Source organism: Pseudoduganella sp. UC29_106 (assembly GCF_044055365.1).
Lineage (GTDB): Bacteria > Pseudomonadota > Gammaproteobacteria > Burkholderiales > Burkholderiaceae_D > Rugamonas.
On record NZ_CP171977.1, the window covers coordinates 525,767 to 550,102 of the forward strand.

Consider the following 24,336-nt stretch of genomic DNA (forward strand, 5'->3'; position numbering starts at 1 on the left):
GGGGCGGCCATGGCACATGCGGGCGCACGCGGCGGCATGACAGGCATCCTGCTGGCGGCGGGGCGCGGCACGCGCTTCGACCCCAGCGGCGTCCGCAACAAGCTGCTGGAACCGCTGGGCGACAGCACGGTGGTCGCCGCCAGTGCGCGCAATCTGCTGGCGGCGCTGCCGCGGGTGCTGGCCGTGGTCAAGCCGGGTGACACGGAAACTGCGTCTGCGTTGCGTGGCCTGGGCTGCGAAATCATCATCTGCGAGAATGCCGCCTGCGGCATGGCTACCTCGCTGGTGACTGGCTTGCACCACGCCCAGGATGCGCTGGGTTGGGTGGTGGCGCTGGGCGACATGCCGCATGTGCGGCCCGGCACCATCTCGGCCCTGGCGCGTGAGGTGGAGGAGGGCGCCGACATCGCGGTGCCGATGTATCATGGCCAGCGTGGCAATCCGGTCGCTTTTGGCCGGCGCCACCTGCCGCTGCTGCTGGCGCTGGAAGGAGACCAGGGGGCTCGCAGCATCGTGAAGAATTACCCCAACAAAGAAGTGGCGGTGGACGATCCGGGCATAATGCAGGATATCGACACGCCGTCCGACCTAAAATGAAAAATAACAAGCCAGGCATCAGCTATACCATCGCCGCGAAAGATCTCGCGGCCCACCTGTTCCACGTTACGCTGACGGTGGACAATCCCGCACCGGAAGGCCAGATCTTCGCACTGCCAGCGTGGATCCCCGGCAGCTACATGATCCGCGAATTCTCGCGCAACATCATCCGCATCAATGCTTCGGCCGGCGGCAAGCCGGTCGAGCTGACGAAGCTGGACAAGCATTCCTGGCGCGCCTTGCCGGCCAAGGGCAGGCTGACCGTTGAATACGAAGTCTATGCCTGGGACTTGTCCGTACGCGCCGCCCATCTGGACCAGAGCCACGGCTTCTTCAACGGCACCAGCGTGTTCCTGCGCGTGCCGGGCCAGGAAGACAGCCCGCACGTGGTCGATATCCAGAAGCCTGACGACGAGGCTGCACGCAACTGGCGCGTCGCCACCGCGCTGCCCGAACTGAAGGCCAGGCGCTACGGCTTCGGGACCTACATCGCCAAAAACTACGATGAGCTGATCGACAGCCCGGTGGAAATGGGCGATTTCGCGCTGGCGACCTTCAAGGCGCATGGCGTGCCGCACGATGTGGTGGTCACCGGCCGCGTGCCCAACCTGGACATGCCGCGCCTGTGCGCCGACCTGAAACAGATCTGCGAAGCGCAGATCGCTTTCTTCGAGCCGCGTTCGAAGAAGGCGCCGATGGACCGCTACGTCTTCATGACGATGGTTGTCGGCGACGGCTACGGCGGCTTGGAACACCGCGCCTCCACGGCCCTGATCTGTTCGCGCGCCGACCTGCCGACCACCGCAGCCAGGGACAAGGAACGCAGCGAAGGCTATATCAAGTTCCTGGGCCTGTGCAGCCACGAATACTTCCACACCTGGAACGTGAAGCGCATCAAGCCTGCCGTGTTTGCGCCGTACGATCTGCAGGTGGAAAACTACACGCCGCTGCTGTGGCTTTTCGAAGGCTTCACCAGTTATTACGATGACCTGTTCCTGGTCCGCTCGGGCATGATCGACGAGAAGGGCTACTACAAGCTGCTGGGCAAAGGCGTCGGCGGCGTACTGCGCGGCGCAGGCCGCAGCAAGCAGAGCGTGGCCGATTCCTCCTTCGATGCCTGGGGCAAGTACTACCGCCAGGACGAGAATGCGGCCAACGCCATCGTCAGCTACTACGCCAAGGGTTCGCTGATCGGCCTGGGGCTGGACCTGACGATCCGTGCGAAGACCGAAGGCAAGCGTTCGCTGGATGATGTGATGCGCGCGCTGTGGCAGCGCTATGGCCGCGACTTTTACAACGGCCGTCCGCGCGGCGTGACGCCGGCGGAAGTGGATGCGCTGCTGGATGAAATCGCCGGCACGAAGCTGAAGCCCTTCGTTGAAAAATACATCCGTGGCACGGAAGACGTGCCCTTGCAAAAGCTGCTGGCGCCCTTCGGCGTCGAGTACAAGGACGAGCGCAAATCGTCCAAGCCCAGCCTGGACGCCAACATCACGCGCGACGGCGCAGACAGCAAGGTCACCGTGGTCCATGAAGGTGGCGCCGCCCACCGCGCCGGCATCTCCGCCGGCGATGTGCTGGTCGCCATCGACAGCCTGCGCGCCGGCAATGTGGATGGACTGCTGTCCCGCTACAAGGTCGGCGACACGGTGAAAGTGCATGCCTTCCGCCGCGACGAGCTGATGACCTTCAGCGTGAAGCTGCAGGGCGAACGCATTCCCGGCATCACACTTACGCCGCAGCCGCGGCAGAAAGGCGAGTTGCGCCGCCCCAGCGCTGTCTGATCCACGGCGCCCCGCATGTTCGCGCTGGACGTAAAAACCATCCTGTTCATGACCACGCTGATGTGCGCGGCCATGAGCGTGGTGATGTATGCCATGCACCTGAGCTTTCGGCGCGAAGTGCAGGGCCTGGGGCACTGGGCCGCCGGCCTGGTGCTGATGGTCGGCTCCGGCATGCTGTTCGCGGCGCTGGCCGTGCTGCCGGCCTGGCTGGTGCTCCCGCTGGGGAACCTGTCCCTCGTGTGCGGGATCGGCATGAGCATGGTCGGCATTCGCGCCTTCTACGGACAGCCGCCCGGCTGGCGCATCTTCCATGCGATGTGGGCGCTGAACCTGGCGTCGATGGCGTGGTGGCTGTTCGTGCAGCCCAGCTTTGCCATGCGCGTGGCGGCGTTTTCCTTCATCGTTTCCGTGTTTTATATCGACCAGCTGCGCCAGCTGTGGCAGCGCGGCGAACGCCATTTCGCCAGCTGGTTCTTTGGCGCGCTGCTGGCCGTGCAAACGATGGTGGTGCTGACGCGTGGCGTGGCCGCGATGGCGAGCGGTGCGCAAACGGTGGATCTGATGCGCAACAGCAGTCTGGCCAATGTCTACCTGGCCGTATCCAATTTCATGGCGCTGCTGCTGACGGTGGGTTTCCTGGTCCTTGCCACGCGCCGCCTGCAGCGTGTGCTGGAAAAACGCTCCACGCATGATCCGCTGACGGAAGTATTGAACCGGCGCGGCTTCGGCGAGGCTTATACGCGGGCCCGCGCACGCCAGCGCCGCGGCGCCGGCGCGCTGGCGCTGATGGCCATCGATCTCGATCACTTCAAGGCGGTGAACGATCAGCACGGCCACGCGGAAGGCGACCGCGTGCTGGTCAAGGTGGCAACCGTCATCAAGCGCACGCTGCGCGAGAATGACAGCGTAGCCCGTTTCGGCGGTGAGGAATTTATCGTGCTGCTGCCGGATACTTCATTGCCCCGCGCGCAGCAGGCCGCAGCGCGCATCCAGGGTCTGCTAGCCGAAGTCGAGCGCCCTTGCTGCACCATCAGCATCGGCATCGCCAGTCAGGCCGCCGGCGACGAATCGCTCGACAGCGTTCTCGCCCGCGCCGACGCAGCCCTCTACCGCGCCAAAGAATCCGGCCGCAACCGCGTCGAAATCGCCGCCCTCGCCGCCGCCTGACCGCCGCACCGCCCGATCCGTCGCGCTGCGCCCGGCGAATCACGATCCGTCGGGCCGCGTAGGGCGGATCATTGATCCGCCGTGTCGGCTCAGTCGAACAGCTTCCGCAACTCCGCCCCCGGATCCGCCGCGCGCATGAACGCCTCCCCAACCAGGAATGCATGCACGTCCTGCTCGCGCATCCGTTCCACATCCGCCGGCCCCATGATCCCGGACTCGGTAATCACCATGCGTTCCTTCGGAATCCGCGGCAGCAGGTTGATGGTGGTATCCAGCGAAGTCTCAAACGTACGCAGATTACGGTTATTGATGCCAATCAGCCGGCTCCGCAGCTTAAGAGCCGCCTCCAGCTCATCCCCGTCATGCGACTCAATCAGCACATCCATGCCCAATTCATGCGCGCAGGCTTCCATCTCGGCCATCAGCCCATGATCCAGCGCGGACACGATCAGCAAAATGCAATCCGCCCCCATGTGCCGGGCCTCATAGATCTGATACAGATCGATCATGAAGTCCTTGCGCAGCACGGGCAACTCGCAGGCCGCGCGCGCCTGCTTCAGGTACTCGGTATCGCCCTGAAAGAAATGCACGTCCGTCAGCACGGACAGGCAGGCCGCGCCGCCGTTCGCATAGCTCTCCGCAATATTCGCAGGACGGAAATCGGCACGGATCACGCCTTTGGACGGCGAGGCCTTCTTCACCTCTGCGATCACGCCGGCGTTGCCGGCCGCAATCTGCTTGCGCAGGCTGGCTTCAAAGCCGCGCAGTTCCGCGCGCAGCACCTTGTCGCCCTCGACTTCTGCGCGCAGGCTTTGCAGGCTGCGGTACTTCTTGGCCGCAGCCACTTCATCGGCCTTGACGGCCAGGATCTTGTTCAGGATATCGGACATGATGCTTCTCAGTGTTGTTCGGACAGCGCAAGGCGCACGCCCAGTGCCAGGAACAGGCCGCCCGTCACGCGGTTCAGCCACAGCGACACCAGCGGTTTCAGTTTCAGCTTCGCGCTGGCAAAGGCGGTAAAAACGGCCAGGCCGTTACACCACAACATGCCGTTGAAGTTGAAGATGCAGCCCAGGATGACGAAGGCCAGCGCCTTGTTCGGCGAATCCGCCGAAATGAATTGCGGCACGAAGGCCAGGAAAAACAGCGCGACCTTCGGATTCAGTACATTGGTCAGGAAGCCCTGCGCAAAGATGCGACGGTACGTGAGCCGCGCCGCGCCAGCCGCCGCGTCGACGTCCGACACTGCGTGCGCATCGCTTGCCTCGTCGCCGCCGCGCATCCGCGCCCGCAGCATCCCGATCCCGCACCAGACGATATAAGCCGCGCCAACCCACTTGACGACCGTGAACGCCGTCGCCGACGTCGCCAGAAGTGCGGACAGGCCAAGCGCCGCCGCCAGCACGTGCACCATCGTCCCCGTGCCGATCCCCAGGGCCGCCGAGCAGCCCGCGCGCCAGCCCTGGGTCGCGCTGCGCGTCATGATCAGCAGGGAATCCGGTCCCGGCATGATATTCAGGAGGATGCCGGACACCACGAACAAAGCCAGGTCATGGATGCCGAACATGGTCATGCTCCCGCGCCGAGCGCCTGCGTGACCTGTACGAACTGCTCCAGCTTCGCCAGCGCCGCGCCGGACTGCACCGCCGCACGAGCGCGCGCCAGCCCATCCTCGATGGACGAAGCCACGCCCGCCGCATACAGCGCCGTGCCGGCATTCAGCGCCACGATATCGGAAGCCGGTCCCGGCTCGCCGCGCAAGGCTTCGAGCACGCGCGCCTTGGATTCCTCGGGATCGGCCACTTTCAGGTTGCGGCTCGCAATCATCTGCATGCCGAAGTCTTCCGGATGAATCTCGTACTCGCGGATCTCGCCGTTGACCAGCTCACCGATCATCGTGCCGGCACCCAGCGACACTTCATCCATATTGTCGCGGCCCCACACAACCAGGGCATGCTGCGCACCGAGGCGCTGCAGCACGCGCACCTGGATACCGACCAAGTCAGGGTGGAATACGCCCATCAGGATGTTCGGCGCGCCGGCCGGATTGGTCAGCGGGCCGAGAATATTGAAGATCGAGCGCACGCCCAGTTCGCGGCGCACCGGCGCCACGTGCTTCATGGCCGCGTGGTGATTCGGCGCGAACATGAAGCCGATGCCCGCCTGCGCGATCGACTGCGCGATCTGCTCCGGCTTCAGATTGATATTGACGCCCAGCGATTCGATCAGGTCTGCGCTGCCGGACGAAGACGACACGCTGCGGCCGCCATGCTTGGCCACGCGCGCGCCCGCCGCAGCGGCCACGAACATCGAAGCGGAAGAGATATTGAAAGTGTGCGCGCCGTCGCCGCCGGTGCCGACGATGTCGACCAGGTTGCTGGTGTCGGCCATCGGCACCTTGGTGGAAAACTCGCGCATCACCTGCGCGGCAGCGGTGATCTCGCCGATCGTTTCCTTCTTCACGCGCAGGCCCATCGTCAGCGCCGCCACCATGACGGGCGACATCTCGCCGGACATGATCTGGCGGAACAGATGAAGCATCTCGTCGTGGAAAATCTCGCGGTGCTCGATGCAGCGCACCAGAGCTTCTTGGTAAGTGATGGTCATGATGCGTCCTTCTCTTTAGCGTTCGAGGAAATTCTTCAGCAGGGCGTGGCCGTGTTCGGACAGGATGGACTCAGGGTGGAACTGCACACCCTCGATGTCGTACTCCTTGTGCCGCACGCCCATGATTTCGCCGTCGTCGGTCCATGCTGTCACTTCCAGGCAGGAAGGCAGGGAGGATCGCTCGATTGCCAAAGAATGGTAGCGAATGACGGTGAACGGGCTGGGTAAGCCCTGGAACACGCCAACGCCGGTATGCGCTATGAGAGAAGTTTTGCCATGCATGACTTGCTTGGCGCGGATGACTTTACCGCCAAAGGCTTCGCCGATGGCCTGGTGCCCCAGGCATACGCCCAGGAGTGGTTTCTTGCCGGCGAAGTGCTTCAGCACCTCGACGGAAATGCCTGCCTGCGCCGGCGCTTTCGGGCCGGGCGAAATGCAGATGCGGTCCGGATTCAGCGCCTCGATTTCCGCGATGGTGATTTCATCGTTGCGGTAGGTGCGCACGTCCTCGCCCAGTTCACCGAAATATTGCACGATGTTGTAGGTGAAGGAGTCGTAGTTGTCGATCATCAGCAGCATTTTCAGAACTCCCCATCCAGGCCATCTTGCACTTGCTCGGCGGCGCGCAGCACGGCGCGCGCCTTGTTTTCAGTTTCCTGCCATTCCATTTCCGGTATCGAATCGGCGACGATGCCTGCGGCGGCCTGCACGTAGAGCATGCCGTCCTTGATCACGCCGGTGCGGATCGCGATCGCCACGTCCATTTCGCCGCCGAAGGAGAGGTAGCCGCAGGCGCCGCCATAGATGCCGCGCTTGCTGATTTCCAGCTCGTCGATGATTTCCATCGCGCGCACTTTCGGGGCGCCGGTCAGGGTGCCGGCCGGGAAGGTGGCGCGCAGCACATCCAGGTTGGACATGCCTTTCACCAGCTTGCCCTCCACGTTGGAGACGATGTGCTGCACGTGCGAGTACTTTTCGATGACCATCTTGTCGGTCACCTTCACGCTGCCGATCTCCGAGATGCGGCCCAGGTCATTGCGTGCCAGGTCGATCAGCATCACGTGTTCGGCGATTTCCTTCGGATCGTTCAGCAGTTCTTCCGCCAGCTGGGCATCGCGCTCCGGCGTGGAGCCGCGCGGGCGGGTGCCGGCGATCGGGCGCAGCGTGACTTTCTTCTCGCCGTCCGGCAGGGTCTCGTTGCGCACCAGGATTTCCGGCGACGCGCCCACGATCTGCATGTCGCCGAAATTGTAGAAGTACATGTACGGCGAAGGATTCAGCGAGCGCAGCGCGCGGTAGAGGCTCAGCGGCGCATCGACATAAGGTTTGCGCAGGCGCTGGCCGATCTGCACCTGCATCAGGTCACCGGCCATCACGTATTCGTGGGCCTTGTCGACTGCTGCGAGGTAGTCTTCCTTCTTGAAGTCGCGGATGATTTCCGTGCGCACGGAAGGGGTGGTCACCGGCGCATCGACACCGCGGCGCAGCAGGGCGCGCAAGTCTTTCAGGCGCTGGCGGGCCTTGGCAAAGGCTTCCGGCTGCGACGGGTCGGCATACACGATCAGATAGAGCTTGCCGGAGATGTTGTCGATCACGGCCAGTTCTTCGGTCACCATCAGCTGGATGTCCGGCAGGCCCAGGTCATTCTTCGGCTGCGAGTGGGCCAGCTTCTTTTCGATGTGGCGCACGGTGTCGTAGCCGAAGTAGCCGGCCAGGCCGCCGCAGAAGCGCGGCATGCCGGGGCGCACGGCCACCTTGAAGCGGGCCTGGTATTGCTCGATGAATTCCAGCGGATTGCCTTCGTGGCTCTCGATCACCTGGCCATTCTTCACGACCTCGGTCAGCTGGCCATTCGTGCGCAGCAGCGTGGTGGCGGGCAGGCCGATGAAGGAGTAGCGGCCGAAACGTTCGCCGCCGACCACCGACTCCAGCAGGAAGGTGTTCTTGCCGTAGTTCTGGGTCTGCGCCAGCTTCAGGTACAGGGTGAGCGGGGTTTCGAGGTCGGCAAAGGCTTCCGCGATCAGTGGAATGCGGTTGAAGCCCTCGTTGGCCAGGGATTTGAATTCGAGTTCGGTCATGTTCTTCTCCATTCCGCCAGCTTGTATGAGTTGGTGGCGGTGCGGTTACAAAAAACCTGCCGGAGCGGAGGACACACGTGCGCCGGCAGCAATCAAGACTGCGTCAGGATTGCCAGCGTCGCCACAGCCAGGCCTCAATCGAGCCCCGGTGGGTTACATTGTGTCTTTTGCGAAGAAACATTTTCGGTTCAGATAGCGCTGTTTTGCGTACTAATAAGGTCTGCTGCGTGCAGAAGCGTGTCAACTATACCATCGGAATCCGTTTCGTGTATAGATACTCCGTGGTTATATCCATATGGCACGGTGAGCACCGGGCAGCCTGCGGCACGCGCTGCCTGGGCGTCGTTGGACGAATCGCCGATGGCCACGACCTGCGCCGGTTCCAGTCCGAAATAGCTGCAGGTTTCCAGCAGCGGCATGGGATGGGGCTTCTTCTTTGCGAAGGAATCGCCGCCGTACAGGACTTCGAAATAGCCGTCCAGGCCCTTGATCTTGAGCAGCGGCAGGGCAAAGGCGAGGGGCTTGTTGGTGACGCATGCCAGGCGCAGGCCCGAGTCGCGCATGGCGCGCAGGCCCGCTTCCACGTCTTCATACACGGCGCTGTGCTGGCCGTTGATATCGAGGTAGTGGCGCTGGTAGGACTCCATCGCCTGCGGGAAGCGTTCTTCCACGCCCGCTTCATCGAAATCGAGGGCGAGTACCTGGCGAATCAGGTTCTCGGAACCCTTGCCCACCATGAGTTCAATCTGCGCGATGGTCACCGGGCTGAGATCCAGCTCCGCGCGCATGCGGTTGATGGCGACCTCGAAGTCACCCATGGTATCGAGCATGGTGCCGTCGAGGTCAATAATGGCGGCCTTCACGCCGCGAAGGACCGCCACCATGGTCAGCCCACCTGGGCCAGTTGGGCGCGCATCGCGTCGATCACGGCCCTGTAGTCTGGCTGGCCGAAGATGGCGGAGCCGGCCACGAAGGTGTCCGCGCCCGCTTCGGCGGCGGCTTTGATATTGTCGACCTTGATGCCGCCATCCACTTCCAGCAGGATGTCGCGGCCCGATTCGTTGATGCGGCGGCGCGCTTCGGCGATCTTCTTCAGCGCCTGAGGGATGAAGGACTGGCCGCCGAAGCCCGGGTTGACGGACATGATCAGGATCATGTCGACCTTGTCCATCACGTGATCCAGGTAGCTCAGTGGGGTAGCCGGGTTGAACACCAGGCCGGCCTTGCAGCCGTTATCGCGGATCAGTTGCAGCGAGCGGTCGATGTGGTCGGAGGCTTCCGGGTGGAAGGTGATGATATTCGCGCCGGCCTTGGCGAAGTCCGGGATGATGCGGTCGACCGGCTTGACCATCAGGTGCACGTCGATCGGCACCTGCACGTGCGGGCGGATCGCCTGGCATACCAGCGGGCCGACGGTCAGGTTCGGCACATAGTGGTTGTCCATCACGTCGAAGTGGATGATGTCGGCGCCGGAGGCAACGACATTGCGCACTTCCTCGCCCAGGCGGGCAAAGTCGGCGGACAGGATGCTGGGGGCGATGCGGAAAGTAGTCATGGTAGGGTTTGCATAAAAAAGATGCGCTATTTTACGCTCTGGTGCGGTGGTTTGCGGAGCGTTGGACTAGAATGAGCAAACCATTACGCTTACATTCGGTGAATGTTTGCTGATTTAACAAGGAACGCCGATGTCCCAATACGAATTCTCTGTCGAGGTGAGAACCCAGTATCTGCCGGAGCAATCCGACCCCGACCGCACCAATTACGTGTTCACCTATTCGATCACGATCAAGAACACCGGCACTGTCGCCGCACAGCTGATCTCCCGCCATTGGGTCATCACGGACGCCAGCAACCACAAGGAAGAAGTGCGCGGCCTGGGCGTGGTGGGCCATCAGCCGTTGCTGCAGCCGGGCGAACAGTTCGAATACACCAGCGGCACGCAGCTGCGCACGCCGCAGGGTTCCATGTATGGGGAGTATTTCTGCGTGGCCGAGGATGGTCACCAGTTCGAAGCGAAGATTCCGGAGTTTGTGTTGTCGTTGCCGCGCACATTGCATTGACCCGCGGCGCGCGCCGCCCGGGTCAGTCCTTCTTTTTCTTCTTCTTCGAGGGCAGCGTCCACCAGACGATGAACACCAGCAGGAACAGCGCCACAAGCGCTTCAAGCATCAGATACCACATAGATAACCCTCATGTTTAAAGTACGCCGTAGTTTACCTCTTTCGGCTGGACACGTCGCGGCCGCCGTCGCCGCGCTGATCCTGAGCGCCTGTACCACGCAGCCGGTCCAGCCACCCGCGCCGCAACCGGCGCCCCAGCCCGTGCCGCCCGCCGCGCCAACCCCGCCCCAGCCGCCCGTCCAGCCGGCGCCGCCGCCCAAGCCCGCCAAGCCGGACTTTATCCCCGCCGCCTGGAGCGATCTGCCGGGCTGGGACCGCGACGACCTGCGTGCCGCCTGGCCGGCCTTCGTGCAGTCCTGCAGCAAGCTGGCCGCGCAGGCCGACTGGAAGGAGTCCTGCACGATCGCCCGCAATGTGGACGCCAATAATGAAGACAGCATCCGCCTCTTCTTCGAATCCTTCCTGCAGCCGCATAAGGTGGTGGCTCCCGATAGCGCGGACAGCGGCCTGATTACCGGCTACTACGAACCCCTGCTGCGCGGCTCGCGCAAGAAGGCCGGCGCCTATACCGCGCCGCTGTATAAGGTGCCGGATGATATGGTCATCGTCGACCTGGGCTCCGTCTACCCTGAACTGCAGGGCAAGCGTGTGCGCGGCAAATTGAAAGGCAAGCGCGTCACGCCGTATCCGGCGCGGGAGGAAATCGCGAAGAATGGCTTGCCCGGCAGTGAACTGCTGTGGGTGGACGATCCGGTGGAAGCCTTCTTCCTGGAGGTGCAGGGCTCCGGCCGTGTGCAGCTGGGCGACAATGAAACCGTGCGCGTGGCTTACGCCGACCAGAACGGCCGCGGCTACGAGTCCATCGGCAAATGGCTGGTGCAGCAGGGCGAGCTGACGGTAGAACAGGCTTCGGCGCAGGGCATCAAGGCCTGGATCGCCGGCCATCCCACGCGCATGCAGGAATTGTTCAATGTGAACCCGAGCTTTGTCTTCTTCAGGGAGGAAAAGCTGCCGGATCCAAAAGTGGGCCCGCGCGGCACGCTGAACGTGCCTCTCACGCCGCAGCGCTCAGTGGCGATCGACCGCAGCCAGATTCCGCTGGGCGTTCCGGTCTACCTGAGCACCACACAGCCGGCCAGCGATATTCCTTTCCAGCGCCTGATGCTGGCGCAGGATACGGGCGGCGCCATCAAGGGGCCGATCCGTATGGACATTTTCTTCGGCTTCGGCGCCGAAGCGGCGGAAAGCGCCGGCCGCATGAAGCAGCGCGGCAATATCTGGGTGCTGCTGCCGAAGCTCGCACGCTAAAACCCAAGGCAGAATCTAGTGGCTGCCACGATGTGGCAGCCACTTGGCATAAGCCCGCGGCCTAAAACAGGTGGCTGCCACATCGTGGCAGCCACCAGCCTTTCGTCCTTGGTTTCAGCGCAAAACCAGCACCGGCAAAGTCGTATGAGCCAGCACCTTCTGCGTCTCGCTCCCCAGGAACAGCTTATTCAGCCCCTTGCGTCCGTGCGACGCCATCATGATGATGTCGCAATGGTGCTGCTCCGCCGCCTTCACAATTTCCTCATAAGGCGTGGCCGACTGCGCCATCACCCCTTCGAACGGAATACCCACGGCCTGCGCTGCCGCCGCGACGCGGTCCAGGCAGTTGCGGGCATATTCATCTGCGTGCTTGTCGAACACCGTCGCATCCGGAATGATGACAGCTTCACTCATCGGCACCAGGGGGAAGGGCTGGACAACGGAAATGGCCACAAGCTTCGCCCCGTTCAGCTGCGCAAACTTCACAGCAGTTTCAGTAGCCCGCTCCGAAAGTTGCGACCCATCGGTGGGCAGGAGAATGGACTTGAACATGGCAACTCCACTGGGCAATAGGGATAAGCCCAGTGTAGAACCGCTGCGCCTTCAAGGGCGCACGCTTCGGATGGGATGAGATAAGCTCATCGCAACCGTCAGCAGCAGCCCGCCAGCCCCAATGCAAGCCAATGCGGTGCGCACTGACAGATGCTCGGCCAGATAGCCTGCCGCCAGCGCGCCCAGCGGGGCAGTCGCCACGGTAAGGAAGCGCATCGTGGACACCATGCGGCCGAGGTACTCATCCGGCGTGACTTTCTGTCGCAGGCTCAGATAAGGCAGGAAGAACAGCATCACGCCGCAGTCGAACACAAAGGCGATCACGGCTGCCGCCGCCGTGCTGCCATAAGGACTGCCGAAGAGCATGGGCGGCACGCAGGGCATCAGCACAAAACCCGCCGTGGTCGCAGCGGTGCCGATCAGAATGGTCTTGCCGGCGCCGAAGCGGGCGTTAAGCGGCCTCACAATAAAAGAGCTGAGCAAAACGCCGCAGCCGCCCAGCACCTGCGCGGCGCCCATCATGCCTGCGGACATGCCCAGGTCGCGCGTGACGAAAATCGCGTTCAGCGCACCGTAGCCATAGAACAGCATATGCCAGCAGGCTGCACCCCAGGCCAGGGAGCGCAGCAGCGGTTGGCGCCAGATAAAGCGGAAGCCATCATGCATTTCCTGCAGCGGGTGACGGCCGCTCGGCGCCGGCTGCGGCTCGGTGGCCTTCACTTTGCTCAGCGTCCAGCCGGAAGCCAGCAGGCCGACGGCGTCCACCGCCAGCGCGAAGGGCGCGGTCAGCCACTGCACCAGCAGGCCGCCAAGGCCGGGGCCGACCAGCCGTGAGATCGAATCGGTGGTGGTCAGCCGCGCCTGTGCCTCGATCATGCGCTCGCGTCCCACGAGGAAGGTCAGGAAAATCTGCTCGGCGCCGCCGCCTACTACCGAGCAGGCGCCCTGCACGATGGCGACGGCATACATCCAGGGCATGGCCAGCCATCCCATCCACCACGCCAGCGGAATGCTGGCCAGGGACAAGCCTTGCAGCAGCTTGCTTGCCAAAAGAATGGGCAGCTTGCGCCGGCGGTCCAGCCAGACGCCTGCAGGAAGTGCCAGCACAGCGAAGGGAATGGCCTGGCAGGCGGTCAGCAAGCCCATTTGAGCCGGCGTCGCATGCAGCAGCATGATGGAGCAGAGCGGCATGCCGAGGGCGCCGATGTGGGTGCCGAAGCTGGTCAGGATGCTGCTGACCCAGTAGTGGATGAATCCAGCTTGCGCGAGCAGCGGGTCGCTGGCTAATTTGTCGGCAAGGGATCGGCGCAGGGAGGAAAGCATCGGCGCAAATCATAACAGCGGAGAGTGCGGAGCAGATACAATCGACGGGTACTTTTCACTCCTGGAGGGGATAACAAATGCAATATGAAGACCTGATCGTCGAAGTCCATGACAAAGTGGCCCTGATCCGCCTGAACCGTCCAAAAGCGCTGAATGCGCTGAACGACCGCATGATGAATGAGCTGGGCGACGCCTTCGCCAAATTCGATGCCGATCCCAATATCAACGTGATGATCCTGACGGGCAGCGAAAAAGCCTTCGCCGCCGGCGCCGATATCGCCGCCATGGTGGACTACACCTATCAGGACACCTACCGCGACAACTACATTGGCCGCAACTGGGAGCACATCCTGAAAGTGCGCAAGCCGGTCATCGGCGCCGTCGCAGGCTTTGCGCTGGGTGGCGGCTGCGAGCTGGCCATGATGTGCGACTTCCTCGTCGCAGCAGATAGCGCGAAGTTCGGCCAGCCCGAGATCAAGGTTGGCGTCACCCCTGGCGCGGGCGGCACGCAGCGCCTGCCGCGCGCGATCGGCAAGTCCAAGTCGATGGACCTGCTGCTGACCACTCGCATGATTGACGCCGCCGAAGCCGAGCGCACCGGGCTGGTGTCCCGCGTGGTCCCGGCGGACAAGCTGATGGAAGAAGTGCTGGCCATCGCCAGGCAGATCGCCGCGATGCCGGTTTCGGTCGCCATGCAAATCAAGGATTGCGTGAACCGCGCCTTCGAATCGCCGCTGACCGAAGGCGTAGCCTACGAACGCCGCCTGTTCCACGCAGGCTTCGGCACCCCCGCCCAGCGCGAAGGCATGCGCGCATTCCTCGACAAGCGCCCGCCCAACTTCGACGGCCTCTAACCAAACCCACGGCGTAACCCTGGTGTCTGCCACATCGTGGCAGACACCTGTTTTTTGCCGTGGGTTCTAAAAAGCCCTTGCGGCCCTTCAAGTGCTTTGTTATAGTTCTGTCCCTCGCAACGACGCACACGCAACGAAGCGAGATGTTCGAAGCGCGAAGCGCTGAAAACGAAGGGGTTGACGAGTTGCACGCTGTACCGCATAATCTCGCTTCTCTGCTGCTGACAAACACAACGATTTGTCGCTAAACGCAGCGATCTTTAAAAATCAACAGTCGATAAGTGTGGGCGTTTGACGATGTGCAACGCGCCGAATGGCGCGATGCTCAAATTATTAGTTTCAAACGCTCGCACAAAATTAAACGTAAATCTCTTTATCGAGATTTCGTCAGTATTTTGAGTGAGTGACCCGCTAGAAATAGCGAAAACAGAGATTGAACTGAAGAGTTTGATCCTGGCTCAGATTGAACGCTGGCGGCATGCTTTACACATGCAAGTCGAACGGCAGCGCGGGCTTCGGCCTGGCGGCGAGTGGCGAACGGGTGAGTAATATATCGGAACGTACCCAAGAGTGGGGGATAACGTAGCGAAAGTTACGCTAATACCGCATACGATCTCAGGATGAAAGCAGGGGACCGCAAGGCCTTGTGCTCCTGGAGCGGCCGATATCTGATTAGCTAGTTGGTGAGGTAAAGGCTCACCAAGGCAACGATCAGTAGCTGGTCTGAGAGGACGACCAGCCACACTGGAACTGAGACACGGTCCAGACTCCTACGGGAGGCAGCAGTGGGGAATTTTGGACAATGGGGGCAACCCTGATCCAGCAATGCCGCGTGAGTGAAGAAGGCCTTCGGGTTGTAAAGCTCTTTTGTCAGGGAAGAAAAGGGAGTGGCTAATATCCATTCCTGCTGACGGTACCTGAAGAATAAGCACCGGCTAACTACGTGCCAGCAGCCGCGGTAATACGTAGGGTGCAAGCGTTAATCGGAATTACTGGGCGTAAAGCGTGCGCAGGCGGTTTCGTAAGTCTGTCGTGAAATCCCCGGGCTTAACCTGGGAATGGCGATGGAGACTGCGAGGCTAGAGTTTGGCAGAGGGGGGTAAGAATTCCACGTGTAGCAGTGAAATGCGTAGAGATGTGGAGGAACACCGATGGCGAAGGCAGCCCCCTGGGTCAAAACTGACGCTCATGCACGAAAGCGTGGGGAGCAAACAGGATTAGATACCCTGGTAGTCCACGCCCTAAACGATGTCTACTAGTTGTTGGGTCTTAATTGACTTAGTAACGCAGCTAACGCGTGAAGTAGACCGCCTGGGGAGTACGGTCGCAAGATTAAAACTCAAAGGAATTGACGGGGACCCGCACAAGCGGTGGATGATGTGGATTAATTCGATGCAACGCGAAAAACCTTACCTACCCTTGACATGGCAGGAATCCCGGAGAGATCTGGGAGTGCTCGAAAGAGAACCTGCACACAGGTGCTGCATGGCTGTCGTCAGCTCGTGTCGTGAGATGTTGGGTTAAGTCCCGCAACGAGCGCAACCCTTGTCATTAGTTGCTACGCAAGAGCACTCTAATGAGACTGCCGGTGACAAACCGGAGGAAGGTGGGGATGACGTCAAGTCCTCATGGCCCTTATGGGTAGGGCTTCACACGTCATACAATGGTACATACAGAGGGCCGCCAACCCGCGAGGGGGAGCTAATCCCAGAAAGTGTATCGTAGTCCGGATTGTAGTCTGCAACTCGACTACATGAAGTTGGAATCGCTAGTAATCGCGGATCAGCATGTCGCGGTGAATACGTTCCCGGGTCTTGTACACACCGCCCGTCACACCATGGGAGCGGGTTTTACCAGAAGTAGGTAGCTTAACCGCAAGGAGGGCGCTTACCACGGTAGGATTCGTGACTGGGGTGAAGTCGTAACAAGGTAGCCGTATCGGAAGGTGCGGCTGGATCACCTCCTTTCTAGAGTCTGCACGGACTCAAACGTTCACACTTATCGGCTGTTAGATCAAAAGAAACGAGCGCGGGTCTGTAGCTCAGCTGGTTAGAGCACCGTGTTGATAACGCGGGGGTCGTTGGTTCGAGCCCAACCAGACCCACCAAGTATCGTGTTGTACCACGGGGGATTAGCTCAGCTGGGAGAGCACCTGCTTTGCAAGCAGGGGGTCGTCGGTTCGATCCCGTCATCCTCCACCACTGCCTTTACGTAAGCCACGCAGGTTTAGGTAAGAGTAGTACTCGTTCTTTAACAATCTGGAAGAAGTAAAGTTTTATTAAGCGTGAATCGAAAGATTCACACTTAGGGTAGTGTTCCGAAAGGAACGCATACAAAAACTCATCAAACACAGTAGTAAGTGCTTAGAACTATAGCCGTCAAGGTTATAGGGACAAGTGACTAAGTGCACATGGCGGATGCCTTGGCGATTACAGGCGATGAAGGACGTAGAAGTCTGCGATAAGCTTCGGGGAGCTGACAAACAAGCCTTGATCCGAAGATTTCCGAATGGGGAAACCCGGCCTTTTAGGTCATCGTATTCTGAATACATAGGAATACGAAGCGAACGCGGCGAACTGAAACATCTAAGTAGCTGCAGGAAAAGAAATCAACCGAGATTCCCAAAGTAGTGGCGAGCGAAATGGGAAGAGCCTGTACGTGATAGTCGTTTGGATAGTGGAAGCCTCTGGAAATAGGCGCCATAGCGGGTGATAGCCCCGTACACGAAATTCAAGCGGTGGTACTAAGCGTACGACAAGTAGGGCGGGACACGAGAAATCCTGTCTGAAGATGGGGGGACCATCCTCCAAGGCTAAATACTCGTAATCGACCGATAGTGAACCAGTACCGTGAGGGAAAGGCGAAAAGAACCCCGGGAGGGGAGTGAAATAGATCCTGAAACCGTGTGCATACAAACAGTCGGAGCCTCGTAAGGGGTGACGGCGTACCTTTTGTATAATGGGTCAGCGACTTACATTCAGTGGCGAGGTTAACCAGATAGGGGAGCCGTAGAGAAATCGAGTCCGAACAGGGCGCCAGTCGCTGGGTGTAGACCCGAAACCAAGTGATCTATCCATGGCCAGGTTGAAGGTGCGGTAACACGCACTGGAGGACCGAACCCACTAATGTTGAAAAATTAGGGGATGAGCTGTGGATAGGGGTGAAAGGCTAAACAAACTTGGAAATAGCTGGTTCTCTCCGAAAACTATTTAGGTAGTGCCTCAAGTATCACCACCGGGGGTAGAGCACTGTTATGGCTAGGGGGTCATCGCGACTTACCAAACCATTGCAAACTCCGAATACCGGTGAGTGCGAGCTTGGGAGACAGACGTCGGGTGCTAACGTCCGGCGTCAAGAGGGAAACAACCCAGACCGCCAGCTAAGGTCCCAAAGATTGGCTAAGTGGAAAACGAAGTGGGAAGGCTAAAACAGTCAGGATGTTGGCTTAGAAGCAGCCATCATTTAAAGAAAGCGTAATAGCTCACTGATCGAGTCGTCCTGCGCGGAAGATGTAACGGGGCTAAGCCAGTCACCGAAGCTGCGGATATCCGCAAGGATATGGTAGGAGAGCGTTCTGTAAGCCTGCGAAGGTGGCTTGTAAAGGCTGCTGGAGGTATCAGAAGTGCGAATGCTGACATGAGTAGCGATAATGCGGGTGAAAAGCCCGCACGCCGTAAGCCCAAGGTTTCCTGTTCAACGTTCATCGGAGCAGGGTGAGTCGGCCCCTAAGGCGAGGCAGAGATGCGTAGCTGATGGGAAGCAGGTTAATATTCCTGCACCGTCGTATGATGCGATGGGGGGACGGATCGCGGAAGGTTGTCTAGCTGTTGGAATAGCTAGTTTCTGGTTCATAGAAGGTGCTTAGGCAAATCCGGGCACATAATTCAAGGGACTGGGACGAGCGCTCTTGTAGCGCGAAGCAATCGGAAGTGGTTCCAAGAAAAGCCTCTAAGCTTCAGTCATACGAGACCGTACCGCAAACCGACACAGGTGGGCGAGATGAGTATTCTAAGGCGCTTGAGAGAACTCGGGAGAAGGAACTCGGCAAATTGGTACCGTAACTTCGGGAAAAGGTACGCCCCGGTAGCTTGACCACTTTACTGTGGAAGGGCGAAAGGGTTGCAATAAACTGGTGGCTGCGACTGTTTAATAAAAACACAGCACTCTGCAAACACGAAAGTGGACGTATAGGGTGTGACGCCTGCCCGGTGCTGGAAGATTAAATGATGGGGTGCAAGCTCTTGATTGAAGTCCCAGTAAACGGCGGCCGTAACTATAACGGTCCTAAGGTAGCGAAATTCCTTGTCGGGTAAGTTCCGACCTGCACGAATGGCGTAACGATGGCCACACTGTCTCCTCCCGAGACTCAGCGAAGTTGAAGTGTTTGTGATGATGCAATCTACCCGCGGCTAGACGGAAAGACCCCATGAACCTTTACTGTAGCTTTGCATTGGACTTTGAACCAATCTGTGTAGGATAGGTGGGAGGCTTTGAAGCGGGGACGCCAGTTCTCGTGGAGCCAACCTTGAAATACCACCCTGGTTTGTTTGAGGTTCTAACCTTGGCCCGTGATCCGGGTCGGGGACAGTGCATGGTAGGCAGTTTGACTGGGGCGGTCTCCTCCTAAAGTGTAACGGAGGAGTTCGAAGGTACGCTAGGTACGGTCGGACATCGTGCTAATAGTGCAATGGCATAAGCGTGCTTAACTGCGAGACCGACAAGTCGAGCAGGTACGAAAGTAGGACATAGTGATCCGGTGGTTCTGTATGGAAGGGCCATCGCTCAACGGATAAAAGGTACTCTGGGGATAACAGGCTGATTCCTCCCAAGAGTTCATATCGACGGGGGAGTTTGGCACCTCGATGTCGGCTCATCACATCCTGGGGCTGTAGCCGGTCCCAAGGGTATGGCTGTTCGCCATTTAAAGTGGTACGTGAGCTGGGTTTAAAACGTCGTGAGACAGTTTGGTCCCTATCTGCCGTGGGCGTTGGAAATTTGAAGGGGGCTGCTCCTAGTACGAGAGGACCGGAGTGGACGAACCTCTGGTGTACCGGTTGTCACGCCAGTGGCATTGCCGGGTAGCTAAGTTCGGAAGAGATAACCGCTGAAAGCATCTAAGCGGGAAACTTGCCTTAAGATGAGATTTCCCGGAGCCTTGAGCTCCTTGAAGGGTCGTTCGAGACCAGGACGTTGATAGGTCAGGTGTGGAAGTGCAGTAATGCATTAAGCTAACTGATACTAATTGCCCGTACGGCTTGTCCCTATAACCTTGCCGGTTATACGCACTTACCGTGTTTGAGATACCCAACTTACTTCTTCCAGATTCAGTGTGGCGCCGCAGTGAGCGGCGACATACGTACAAGTTATGCCTGATGACCATAGCAAGTCGGTCCCACCCCTTCCCATCCCGAACAGGACCGTGAAACGACTTTGCGCCGATGATAGTGCTGCAACCAGTGTGAAAGTAGGTTATCGTCAGGCTAGTTATTAGAAAAGCCCGCCAGGGCTTTCCGAGATAGGGTCTCGGAAAGTGCTCGGCGGGCTTTTTGCATTCTCAGAACCCAAGGCGTAACCCAGGTGTCTGCCACATCGTGGCAGACACCAGTTTTATGCCGTGGGTTTTAATTAGCGCAGCAACGCTTCAAATAAGGGCTGCGCTGCATCGGCCAGCCGCTCAATGCTGGCCTCGCGCAGGGCGGAGGTATCCACGGTATGCTCGCTGCGCAGTCCCGCCCACTCCAGCAGCGCGCGGCCTGCGGCCGGGTTGTCGAACAGCCCGTGCAGATAGGTACCCAGCACTTGCTCCTCCAGCGCTCCCTCCGCACGTCCATCGATAAGGAATGCCGGCTGCGCCAACGCCGGGCCGGACGATACCCCCATATGAATCTCGTAGCCGCTAACGTCGGCCTGCGCGAATGCGCAGCGGCCTGACACCTGCTCCAGCCGCTTCTCCTGCGTAAGCACGGTCGACATATCCAGCACGCCAAGCGCCGCCGAAAGACCGCGCGCACCTTCAACGCCGTGCGGGTCCTCGACGCTACGTCCCAGCATCTGGAAGCCGCCGCAAATCCCGATCACCTTCCCGCCAAAGCGCAGATGGCGCGCAATGCGCTCCGGCCAGCCATACTGCTGCAGCCAGGCCAGATCCCCGCGCGTGTTCTTGCTGCCCGGGAGGATGATCAGATCCGCCGGCGGCACTGGCTCGCCCTGTCGGATGAATTGAAGGTCCACGTCCGGATGCGCGCGGAGCGCATCGAAGTCCGTGTGATTGCTCATGCGCGGCAGGCTGGGAACGACAATGCGGAAGGCGCCGCGTTCGGCCTGCACCGGTTGCACCGCGTCTTCCGCATCGAGATAAAGCCCGTGTAGATAAGGGAGAACGGCCAGCACCGGTTTGCCCGTCTGCTGTTCCAGCCATTCCAGTCCCGGCTCCAGCAGCTTGATATCGCCGCGGAAGCGGTTGATCACGAAACCGATGATGCGATCGCGCTCGCTCTGCGACAGGCAGGACAAGGTCCCGACGATATGCGCGAACACGCCGCCGCGGTCGATGTCCGCAACCAGGATCACTGGGCAGTCGACCGCCTCCGCGAAGCCCATGTTCGCAATATCGCGATCGCGCAGGTTGATTTCGGCCGGGCTGCCCGCGCCTTCAACAACCACCGCATCGTATTGCGACAGCAGCCGCTGGTGCGATTCGAGCACGGCGGCCATCGCCACCGTCTTGTATTGATGGTAGTCGCGCGCATTCATCTCTGCGCGCACCTTGCCGTGGATGATGACCTGGGCGCCGATGTCGCTGGAAGGCTTGAGCAGCACAGGATTCATATCCGTATGCGGCGGCACGCCGGCGGCGATTGCCTGCAGCGCCTGGGCGCGTCCGATCTCGCCGCCGTCGCTGGTGACAGCGCTGTTGAGCGCCATGTTCTGCGGCTTGAACGGCGCCACGCGCACGCCTTGCCGCTTCAGCAGGCGGCACAGTGCTGCAACGATCGTGCTCTTGCCTGCGTCCGACGTAGTGCCCTGAACCATCAGGGTGCGATATGGGAAATTCATTTGCGGTGCTGTCGTGCTTCTTCGAGTTTTTCGCACAGCACGGCGGTGCCGGCGATCATGCGCGGGCCCGCGCGATTCAGCAGGTTGCCGTTCACTGTGAACAGATTGCCATTCTTCGTAGCCTTCAACATGCCGTAAGGACGCCACAGGTTCACGCCGCCGTAGTCCTTCTCCGCTGTGGCGAACACCGCTTCCGGGTCTGCCTGCAGCACGGCTTCCACGCTGACCACCGGTGCGGTGACTTTCTGGTCCGCGAAGATGTTCACGCCGCCGCAGACTTTCAGCGAATCGCTGACAATATGCTCGCCGTTCAGCGTGTAGAGCGGCTTGTCCCATACCTGGTAGAAGACCTTTACCGGCGGGCGGCTTGCGTATTGCGTACGCAGCGCAGCGAGCTTTGTCCGCAGCTCCGTTGCAGCGGCGCTGGCCACGGCCTCGGTGCCGAGCAGCTTGCCCATGGCTTCCAGGTTGTCCGCGATATTGTCCAGCTTTTTCGGCTCGCTGTGATAAAGCGGGATGCCCAGCTTGCGCAGCTGGTCGATCTGGCGCTCGGAGCTGCCGTGCATCCAGACCACGATCAGGTCGGGCTTCATCGCGAGCACGCGTTCCATGTCCACCTGGCGGTTGTCGCCTACACGCGGGATCTTCTTCGCCTCTTCAGGGTAGTCGCTGTAATTGACTGCGCCGACAATTTTGTCGCCGCCGCCGGCTGCGAACAGCAGTTCGGTGACGTGGGGCGCCATCGCGATCACGCGCTGCGCGGGCTTCTGCAGGGTGACCACATTGCCATCGTCATCGCGCACGGTGATCGCGGCGTTTGCTTGCGCGGCGAGCAGCGCGCTTGCCAGGAGAAGGTATTTCATTGGCTTTCCTTTGTCCATTCGTTCAGTGCTGCTTCGAGACGCCGCCAGCCCGCTTCGTCTGGCGGAAGTCCCAGACGGATGCCTCGCGCGGCGTTGCGGAACAGGCGCACCCATATGCCGCGCCGGGCCATGTGCTCGTGGAAGGCTTCGGCGTGCTGCTCGGGCCACCATTGGAACAGGTCTGTGCCATTTGCCTCGATGCCGTGCAGCTGCAACATTGTGTGCAGCCTGTCGCCGGCGCTGGACAGACTCGCACGCATGGCTTCCTGCCAGTGCGCATCTTCCAGTGCGGCGCAGCCGATCTGCTGTGCGGGGCCACTGACGGACCAGGGGCCGATCATGTCGGCCAGCGCGTCCAGCAGGGCGGGCGCGGCGGCGACGAATCCTAGACGCAGGCCGGCCAGTCCGAAAAATTTGCCGACGGAGCGCAGCACGATGATTCCCTCGCGCGCCGATTCGGCGGCGATGCTGTTGCTGTTGTCCGTGTCGGCGAAAGCTTCGTCGACGATTAGCCACCCGCCTTTCGTGCGCAGCACTTCAGCCCAGCGCAGCAGGTCTTCACGGGCCACGCGCGCACCGGTCGGATTGTTCGGGTTGCAGATGACCATCACGTCGCTGTGCGCGACTGCATCGGCGAGCGCTTCGTACGGTACTTCGCTCGCCTTGTGGCCGTGCTGGGACCAGTGGTGGGCGTGTTCAGCGTAGCTTGGCGCGGCAATCGTTATGCGCGATGCTGGCCGCAGGCGAGGCAGGGCCTGGATTGCCGCCTGTGTGCCTGCGACGGGTAGCATATACGGTGCGTCGTAGTAGCGCTGGGCGGCGGCGGCCAGCGCGGGATCGTCTTCGGGCAAGCGGTGCCAGACGTTTGGCGCGAGCGCAGGCACGGGGTAATGCTGCGGGTTGATGCCGGTGGAGAGGTCCAGCCAGTCGTGTTGTCCGTAGCGTTGCGCGGCGTCGCGCAGTTTGCCGCCGTGTTCAAGCATATTGTGCTCCTGCGATGGCCAGCGCGGTGACTATCCACAGCCAGCAGGTGGCGTGGACAAGGCGCCAGGCGCGCTTGATGTCTTTCTGGCTTGCCGGGACGCCGGCGCCGAGGGGAGGACGCTGTTCGATTTCGCCGTCGTAAACTGCGGCGCCGCCAAGTTGCAATCCAAGTGCGCCCGCGCCGGCCGACATCACCGGGCCGGCATTCGGACTGCTCCATGCCGGGGCTTGCTCGCGCCAGCAGCGGATTGCCTGCTGCTTGGCCTGCAATGTCGGGGCGAGCAGGGCGTAGCTCATGGCGGTCATGCGGGCGGGGATGAAGTTCAGCGCGTCGTCGATACGGGCGGCGACGCGTCCGAAGTGATTGTAGCGTGGCGTGCGGTAGCCCCACATGGCGTCCAGCGTATTCGCGAGGCGGAACAGCAGGGCGCCTGGGCCGCCTGCGATTGCGAACCAGAATAGCGCACCGAAGACGGCATCGTTGCCGTTTTCGAGCAGGGATTCGGTGCTCGCCTTGGCTAGGTCTTCTTCGGTGGCATTGCTCGTGTCGCGGCTGACGATGCGCGCGGTCAGCTCTCGCGCCTTCTGCAGCGCGCCGGCCTGCAGCGCTTCGCCGATCGGCAGGTTGTGGTCGCGCAGGCTGCGCAGGCCTAGCGCGAAATAAAGCAGCAGGGCATGGAGCGCCCAGCCGGCCGCCGTTGTCGTGTCTGACGCCAGCCCTGTGCACGCCGCCGCGAGGGCGATCAGCGGCAGTACCACCAGCGCCCATCCCAGCGCGCCGCGCGCAATTCCCGCTGCGGTTGAGGGGCCTCCTGCAGCCGCCGGCGCCGCCGCGGCAAATCCGTCCGACAATCGCGGCGCAGCAATCGCATCCGGCGAGACCGCCGCCGCCACAATCGGCGCGCGCGCGTCAGCCGATCCAGCCAACGTCGCCAACGCCCCCCGTTGCCGCCGACGCGCCCCACGCACCCGACATCGCCGATGCCTCCGAACCGTCCGACGCTCCCGTCGCGGCCGACGCGGCTGAGTCGGCTGGCGCGGAC

The 24,336-nt window shown here is 61.0% G+C and carries 19 protein-coding genes, 2 tRNA genes and 3 rRNA genes; 11 read left to right on the forward strand and 13 right to left on the reverse strand.

Annotated elements, in window-relative coordinates; genetic code table 11:
* Window positions 1-9 precede the first annotated feature (9 nt).
* From ACHMW6_RS02965 to ACHMW6_RS02975, 3 genes are read left to right on the forward strand one after another with little or no spacing between them, the layout of a single operon-like run.
* Window positions 10-597 (forward strand): NTP transferase domain-containing protein, encoded by a 588-nt coding sequence (locus ACHMW6_RS02965; protein WP_395405423.1) that lies wholly within the window; start codon window positions 10-12, stop codon window positions 595-597.
* A complete protein-coding gene (locus tag ACHMW6_RS02970) occupies window positions 594-2,381 on the forward strand; it encodes a M61 family metallopeptidase (protein ID WP_395405425.1) in 1,788 nt (595 codons plus the stop codon). The genes ACHMW6_RS02965 and ACHMW6_RS02970 overlap by 4 nt, the downstream gene beginning before the upstream one ends.
* Window positions 2,382-2,396: 15 nt before the next feature.
* Window positions 2,397-3,548, forward strand: a complete 1,152-nt coding sequence (locus ACHMW6_RS02975) for a GGDEF domain-containing protein (RefSeq protein WP_395405427.1) — start codon at window positions 2,397-2,399, stop codon at window positions 3,546-3,548.
* Window positions 3,549-3,637: 89 nt separating this feature from the next.
* On the opposite strand, the gene trpC is transcribed toward ACHMW6_RS02975, so the two are convergent.
* From trpC to rpe, 7 genes are all read right to left on the reverse strand, one after another.
* The gene (gene trpC, locus ACHMW6_RS02980) at window positions 3,638-4,438 is read right to left on the reverse strand and encodes an indole-3-glycerol phosphate synthase TrpC (RefSeq protein ID WP_395405429.1); all 801 of its coding nucleotides are present in this window, start codon (window positions 4,436-4,438) and stop codon (window positions 3,638-3,640) included.
* An 8-nt stretch (window positions 4,439-4,446) separates the two neighbouring features.
* Window positions 4,447-5,115: a LysE family translocator gene (locus ACHMW6_RS02985; RefSeq protein WP_395405431.1), complete on the reverse strand. Its 669-nt coding sequence runs from the start codon at window positions 5,113-5,115 to the stop codon at window positions 4,447-4,449.
* 2 nt (window positions 5,116-5,117) lie between these two features.
* Window positions 5,118-6,155, reverse strand: coding sequence for an anthranilate phosphoribosyltransferase (gene trpD, locus ACHMW6_RS02990; RefSeq protein WP_395405433.1), 1,038 nt, complete (start codon window positions 6,153-6,155; stop codon window positions 5,118-5,120).
* Window positions 6,156-6,170: 15 nt separating this feature from the next.
* On the reverse strand, window positions 6,171-6,734 hold the full coding sequence (locus tag ACHMW6_RS02995; protein ID WP_395405435.1) for an aminodeoxychorismate/anthranilate synthase component II: 564 nt from the start codon (window positions 6,732-6,734) through the stop codon (window positions 6,171-6,173).
* A gap of 2 nt (window positions 6,735-6,736) precedes the next feature.
* A complete protein-coding gene (gene trpE / locus ACHMW6_RS03000; protein WP_395405437.1) occupies window positions 6,737-8,233 on the reverse strand; it encodes an anthranilate synthase component I in 1,497 nt (498 codons plus the stop codon).
* Between the two features lie 188 nt (window positions 8,234-8,421).
* Complete coding sequence (locus ACHMW6_RS03005; protein ID WP_395408516.1) at window positions 8,422-9,114, reverse strand: phosphoglycolate phosphatase; 693 nt, start codon at window positions 9,112-9,114, stop codon at window positions 8,422-8,424.
* A 5-nt stretch (window positions 9,115-9,119) separates the two neighbouring features.
* Window positions 9,120-9,788, reverse strand: coding sequence for a ribulose-phosphate 3-epimerase (gene rpe, locus ACHMW6_RS03010; protein ID WP_395405439.1), 669 nt, complete (start codon window positions 9,786-9,788; stop codon window positions 9,120-9,122).
* Window positions 9,789-9,918: 130 nt separating this feature from the next.
* On the opposite strand from rpe, the gene apaG reads away from it, so the two are divergent.
* Both apaG and ACHMW6_RS03020 read left to right on the forward strand, forming a co-directional pair.
* The gene (gene apaG / locus ACHMW6_RS03015) at window positions 9,919-10,293 is read left to right on the forward strand and encodes a Co2+/Mg2+ efflux protein ApaG (protein WP_395405441.1); all 375 of its coding nucleotides are present in this window, start codon (window positions 9,919-9,921) and stop codon (window positions 10,291-10,293) included.
* A 132-nt stretch (window positions 10,294-10,425) separates the two neighbouring features.
* Entirely contained in the window at window positions 10,426-11,661 is a 1,236-nt protein-coding gene (locus ACHMW6_RS03020; RefSeq protein WP_395405443.1) for a murein transglycosylase A, read from the forward strand.
* A 114-nt stretch (window positions 11,662-11,775) separates the two neighbouring features.
* On the opposite strand, the gene ACHMW6_RS03025 is transcribed toward ACHMW6_RS03020, so the two are convergent.
* Together ACHMW6_RS03025 and ACHMW6_RS03030 are read right to left on the reverse strand one after the other, a co-directional pair.
* A complete protein-coding gene (locus tag ACHMW6_RS03025) occupies window positions 11,776-12,213 on the reverse strand; it encodes a universal stress protein (protein WP_395405445.1) in 438 nt (145 codons plus the stop codon).
* Between the two features lie 51 nt (window positions 12,214-12,264).
* A complete protein-coding gene (locus ACHMW6_RS03030) occupies window positions 12,265-13,536 on the reverse strand; it encodes an MFS transporter (RefSeq protein ID WP_395405447.1) in 1,272 nt (423 codons plus the stop codon).
* 77 nt (window positions 13,537-13,613) lie between these two features.
* Here ACHMW6_RS03030 and ACHMW6_RS03035 point away from each other — a divergent pair, with 77 nt between their 5' ends.
* The 6 genes from ACHMW6_RS03035 (at window position 13,614) to rrf (ending at window position 19,871) form a co-directional block, all read left to right on the forward strand.
* The gene (locus tag ACHMW6_RS03035; protein ID WP_395405449.1) at window positions 13,614-14,390 is read left to right on the forward strand and encodes an enoyl-CoA hydratase; all 777 of its coding nucleotides are present in this window, start codon (window positions 13,614-13,616) and stop codon (window positions 14,388-14,390) included.
* 435 nt (window positions 14,391-14,825) lie between these two features.
* A 16S ribosomal RNA gene (locus ACHMW6_RS03040) occupies window positions 14,826-16,357 on the forward strand.
* 63 nt (window positions 16,358-16,420) lie between these two features.
* Window positions 16,421-16,497: transfer RNA gene (locus tag ACHMW6_RS03045), tRNA-Ile, on the forward strand.
* Between the two features lie 18 nt (window positions 16,498-16,515).
* Window positions 16,516-16,591, forward strand: a tRNA-Ala gene (locus ACHMW6_RS03050).
* A 189-nt stretch (window positions 16,592-16,780) separates the two neighbouring features.
* Window positions 16,781-19,653: ribosomal RNA gene (locus tag ACHMW6_RS03055) — 23S ribosomal RNA — on the forward strand.
* A gap of 105 nt (window positions 19,654-19,758) precedes the next feature.
* Window positions 19,759-19,871, forward strand: a 5S ribosomal RNA gene (rrf, locus tag ACHMW6_RS03060).
* Together the 16S, 23S and 5S rRNA genes with 2 tRNA genes alongside form the textbook arrangement of a ribosomal RNA operon.
* Before the next feature lie 144 nt (window positions 19,872-20,015).
* Here rrf and ACHMW6_RS03065 read toward each other — a convergent pair.
* From ACHMW6_RS03065 to ACHMW6_RS03080, 4 genes are read right to left on the reverse strand one after another with little or no spacing between them, the layout of a single operon-like run.
* A complete protein-coding gene (locus ACHMW6_RS03065) occupies window positions 20,016-21,446 on the reverse strand; it encodes a cobyric acid synthase (protein WP_395405451.1) in 1,431 nt (476 codons plus the stop codon).
* Window positions 21,443-22,309, reverse strand: coding sequence for a cobalamin-binding protein (locus ACHMW6_RS03070; protein ID WP_395405453.1), 867 nt, complete (start codon window positions 22,307-22,309; stop codon window positions 21,443-21,445). The genes ACHMW6_RS03065 and ACHMW6_RS03070 overlap by 4 nt, the downstream gene beginning before the upstream one ends.
* Window positions 22,306-23,292, reverse strand: a complete 987-nt coding sequence (gene cobD / locus ACHMW6_RS03075; protein ID WP_395405455.1) for a threonine-phosphate decarboxylase CobD — start codon at window positions 23,290-23,292, stop codon at window positions 22,306-22,308. Before cobD ends, ACHMW6_RS03070 begins: the two co-directional genes overlap by 4 nt.
* Window positions 23,285-24,220, reverse strand: a complete 936-nt coding sequence (locus tag ACHMW6_RS03080) for a CobD/CbiB family cobalamin biosynthesis protein (RefSeq protein WP_395405457.1) — start codon at window positions 24,218-24,220, stop codon at window positions 23,285-23,287. The genes cobD and ACHMW6_RS03080 overlap by 8 nt, the downstream gene beginning before the upstream one ends.
* Window positions 24,221-24,336: the final 116 nt, after the last annotated feature.

What these genes read in the sequence shown, in the direction of transcription:
- ACHMW6_RS03030 (WP_395405447.1), bottom strand. Translation starts at nt 13,536, where the DNA reads ATGCTTTCCTCCCTGCGCCGATCCCTTGCCGACAAATTAGCCAGCGAC.
- trpE (WP_395405437.1), bottom strand. Translation starts at nt 8,233, where the DNA reads ATGACCGAACTCGAATTCAAATCCCTGGCCAACGAGGGCTTCAACCGC.
- ACHMW6_RS02985 (WP_395405431.1), bottom strand. Translation starts at nt 5,115, where the DNA reads ATGTTCGGCATCCATGACCTGGCTTTGTTCGTGGTGTCCGGCATCCTC.
- ACHMW6_RS03025 (WP_395405445.1), bottom strand. Translation starts at nt 12,213, where the DNA reads ATGTTCAAGTCCATTCTCCTGCCCACCGATGGGTCGCAACTTTCGGAG.
- ACHMW6_RS02970 (WP_395405425.1), top strand. Translation starts at nt 594, where the DNA reads ATGAAAAATAACAAGCCAGGCATCAGCTATACCATCGCCGCGAAAGAT.
- ACHMW6_RS02965 (WP_395405423.1), top strand. Translation starts at nt 10, where the DNA reads ATGGCACATGCGGGCGCACGCGGCGGCATGACAGGCATCCTGCTGGCG.
- ACHMW6_RS03020 (WP_395405443.1), top strand. Translation starts at nt 10,426, where the DNA reads ATGTTTAAAGTACGCCGTAGTTTACCTCTTTCGGCTGGACACGTCGCG.
- rpe (WP_395405439.1), bottom strand. Translation starts at nt 9,788, where the DNA reads ATGACTACTTTCCGCATCGCCCCCAGCATCCTGTCCGCCGACTTTGCC.
- trpC (WP_395405429.1), bottom strand. Translation starts at nt 4,438, where the DNA reads ATGTCCGATATCCTGAACAAGATCCTGGCCGTCAAGGCCGATGAAGTG.
- ACHMW6_RS02995 (WP_395405435.1), bottom strand. Translation starts at nt 6,734, where the DNA reads ATGCTGCTGATGATCGACAACTACGACTCCTTCACCTACAACATCGTG.
- cobD (WP_395405455.1), bottom strand. Translation starts at nt 23,292, where the DNA reads ATGCTTGAACACGGCGGCAAACTGCGCGACGCCGCGCAACGCTACGGA.
- ACHMW6_RS03065 (WP_395405451.1), bottom strand. Translation starts at nt 21,446, where the DNA reads ATGAATTTCCCATATCGCACCCTGATGGTTCAGGGCACTACGTCGGAC.
- apaG (WP_395405441.1), top strand. Translation starts at nt 9,919, where the DNA reads ATGTCCCAATACGAATTCTCTGTCGAGGTGAGAACCCAGTATCTGCCG.
- ACHMW6_RS03035 (WP_395405449.1), top strand. Translation starts at nt 13,614, where the DNA reads ATGCAATATGAAGACCTGATCGTCGAAGTCCATGACAAAGTGGCCCTG.
- trpD (WP_395405433.1), bottom strand. Translation starts at nt 6,155, where the DNA reads ATGACCATCACTTACCAAGAAGCTCTGGTGCGCTGCATCGAGCACCGC.
- ACHMW6_RS02975 (WP_395405427.1), top strand. Translation starts at nt 2,397, where the DNA reads ATGTTCGCGCTGGACGTAAAAACCATCCTGTTCATGACCACGCTGATG.
- ACHMW6_RS03070 (WP_395405453.1), bottom strand. Translation starts at nt 22,309, where the DNA reads ATGAAATACCTTCTCCTGGCAAGCGCGCTGCTCGCCGCGCAAGCAAAC.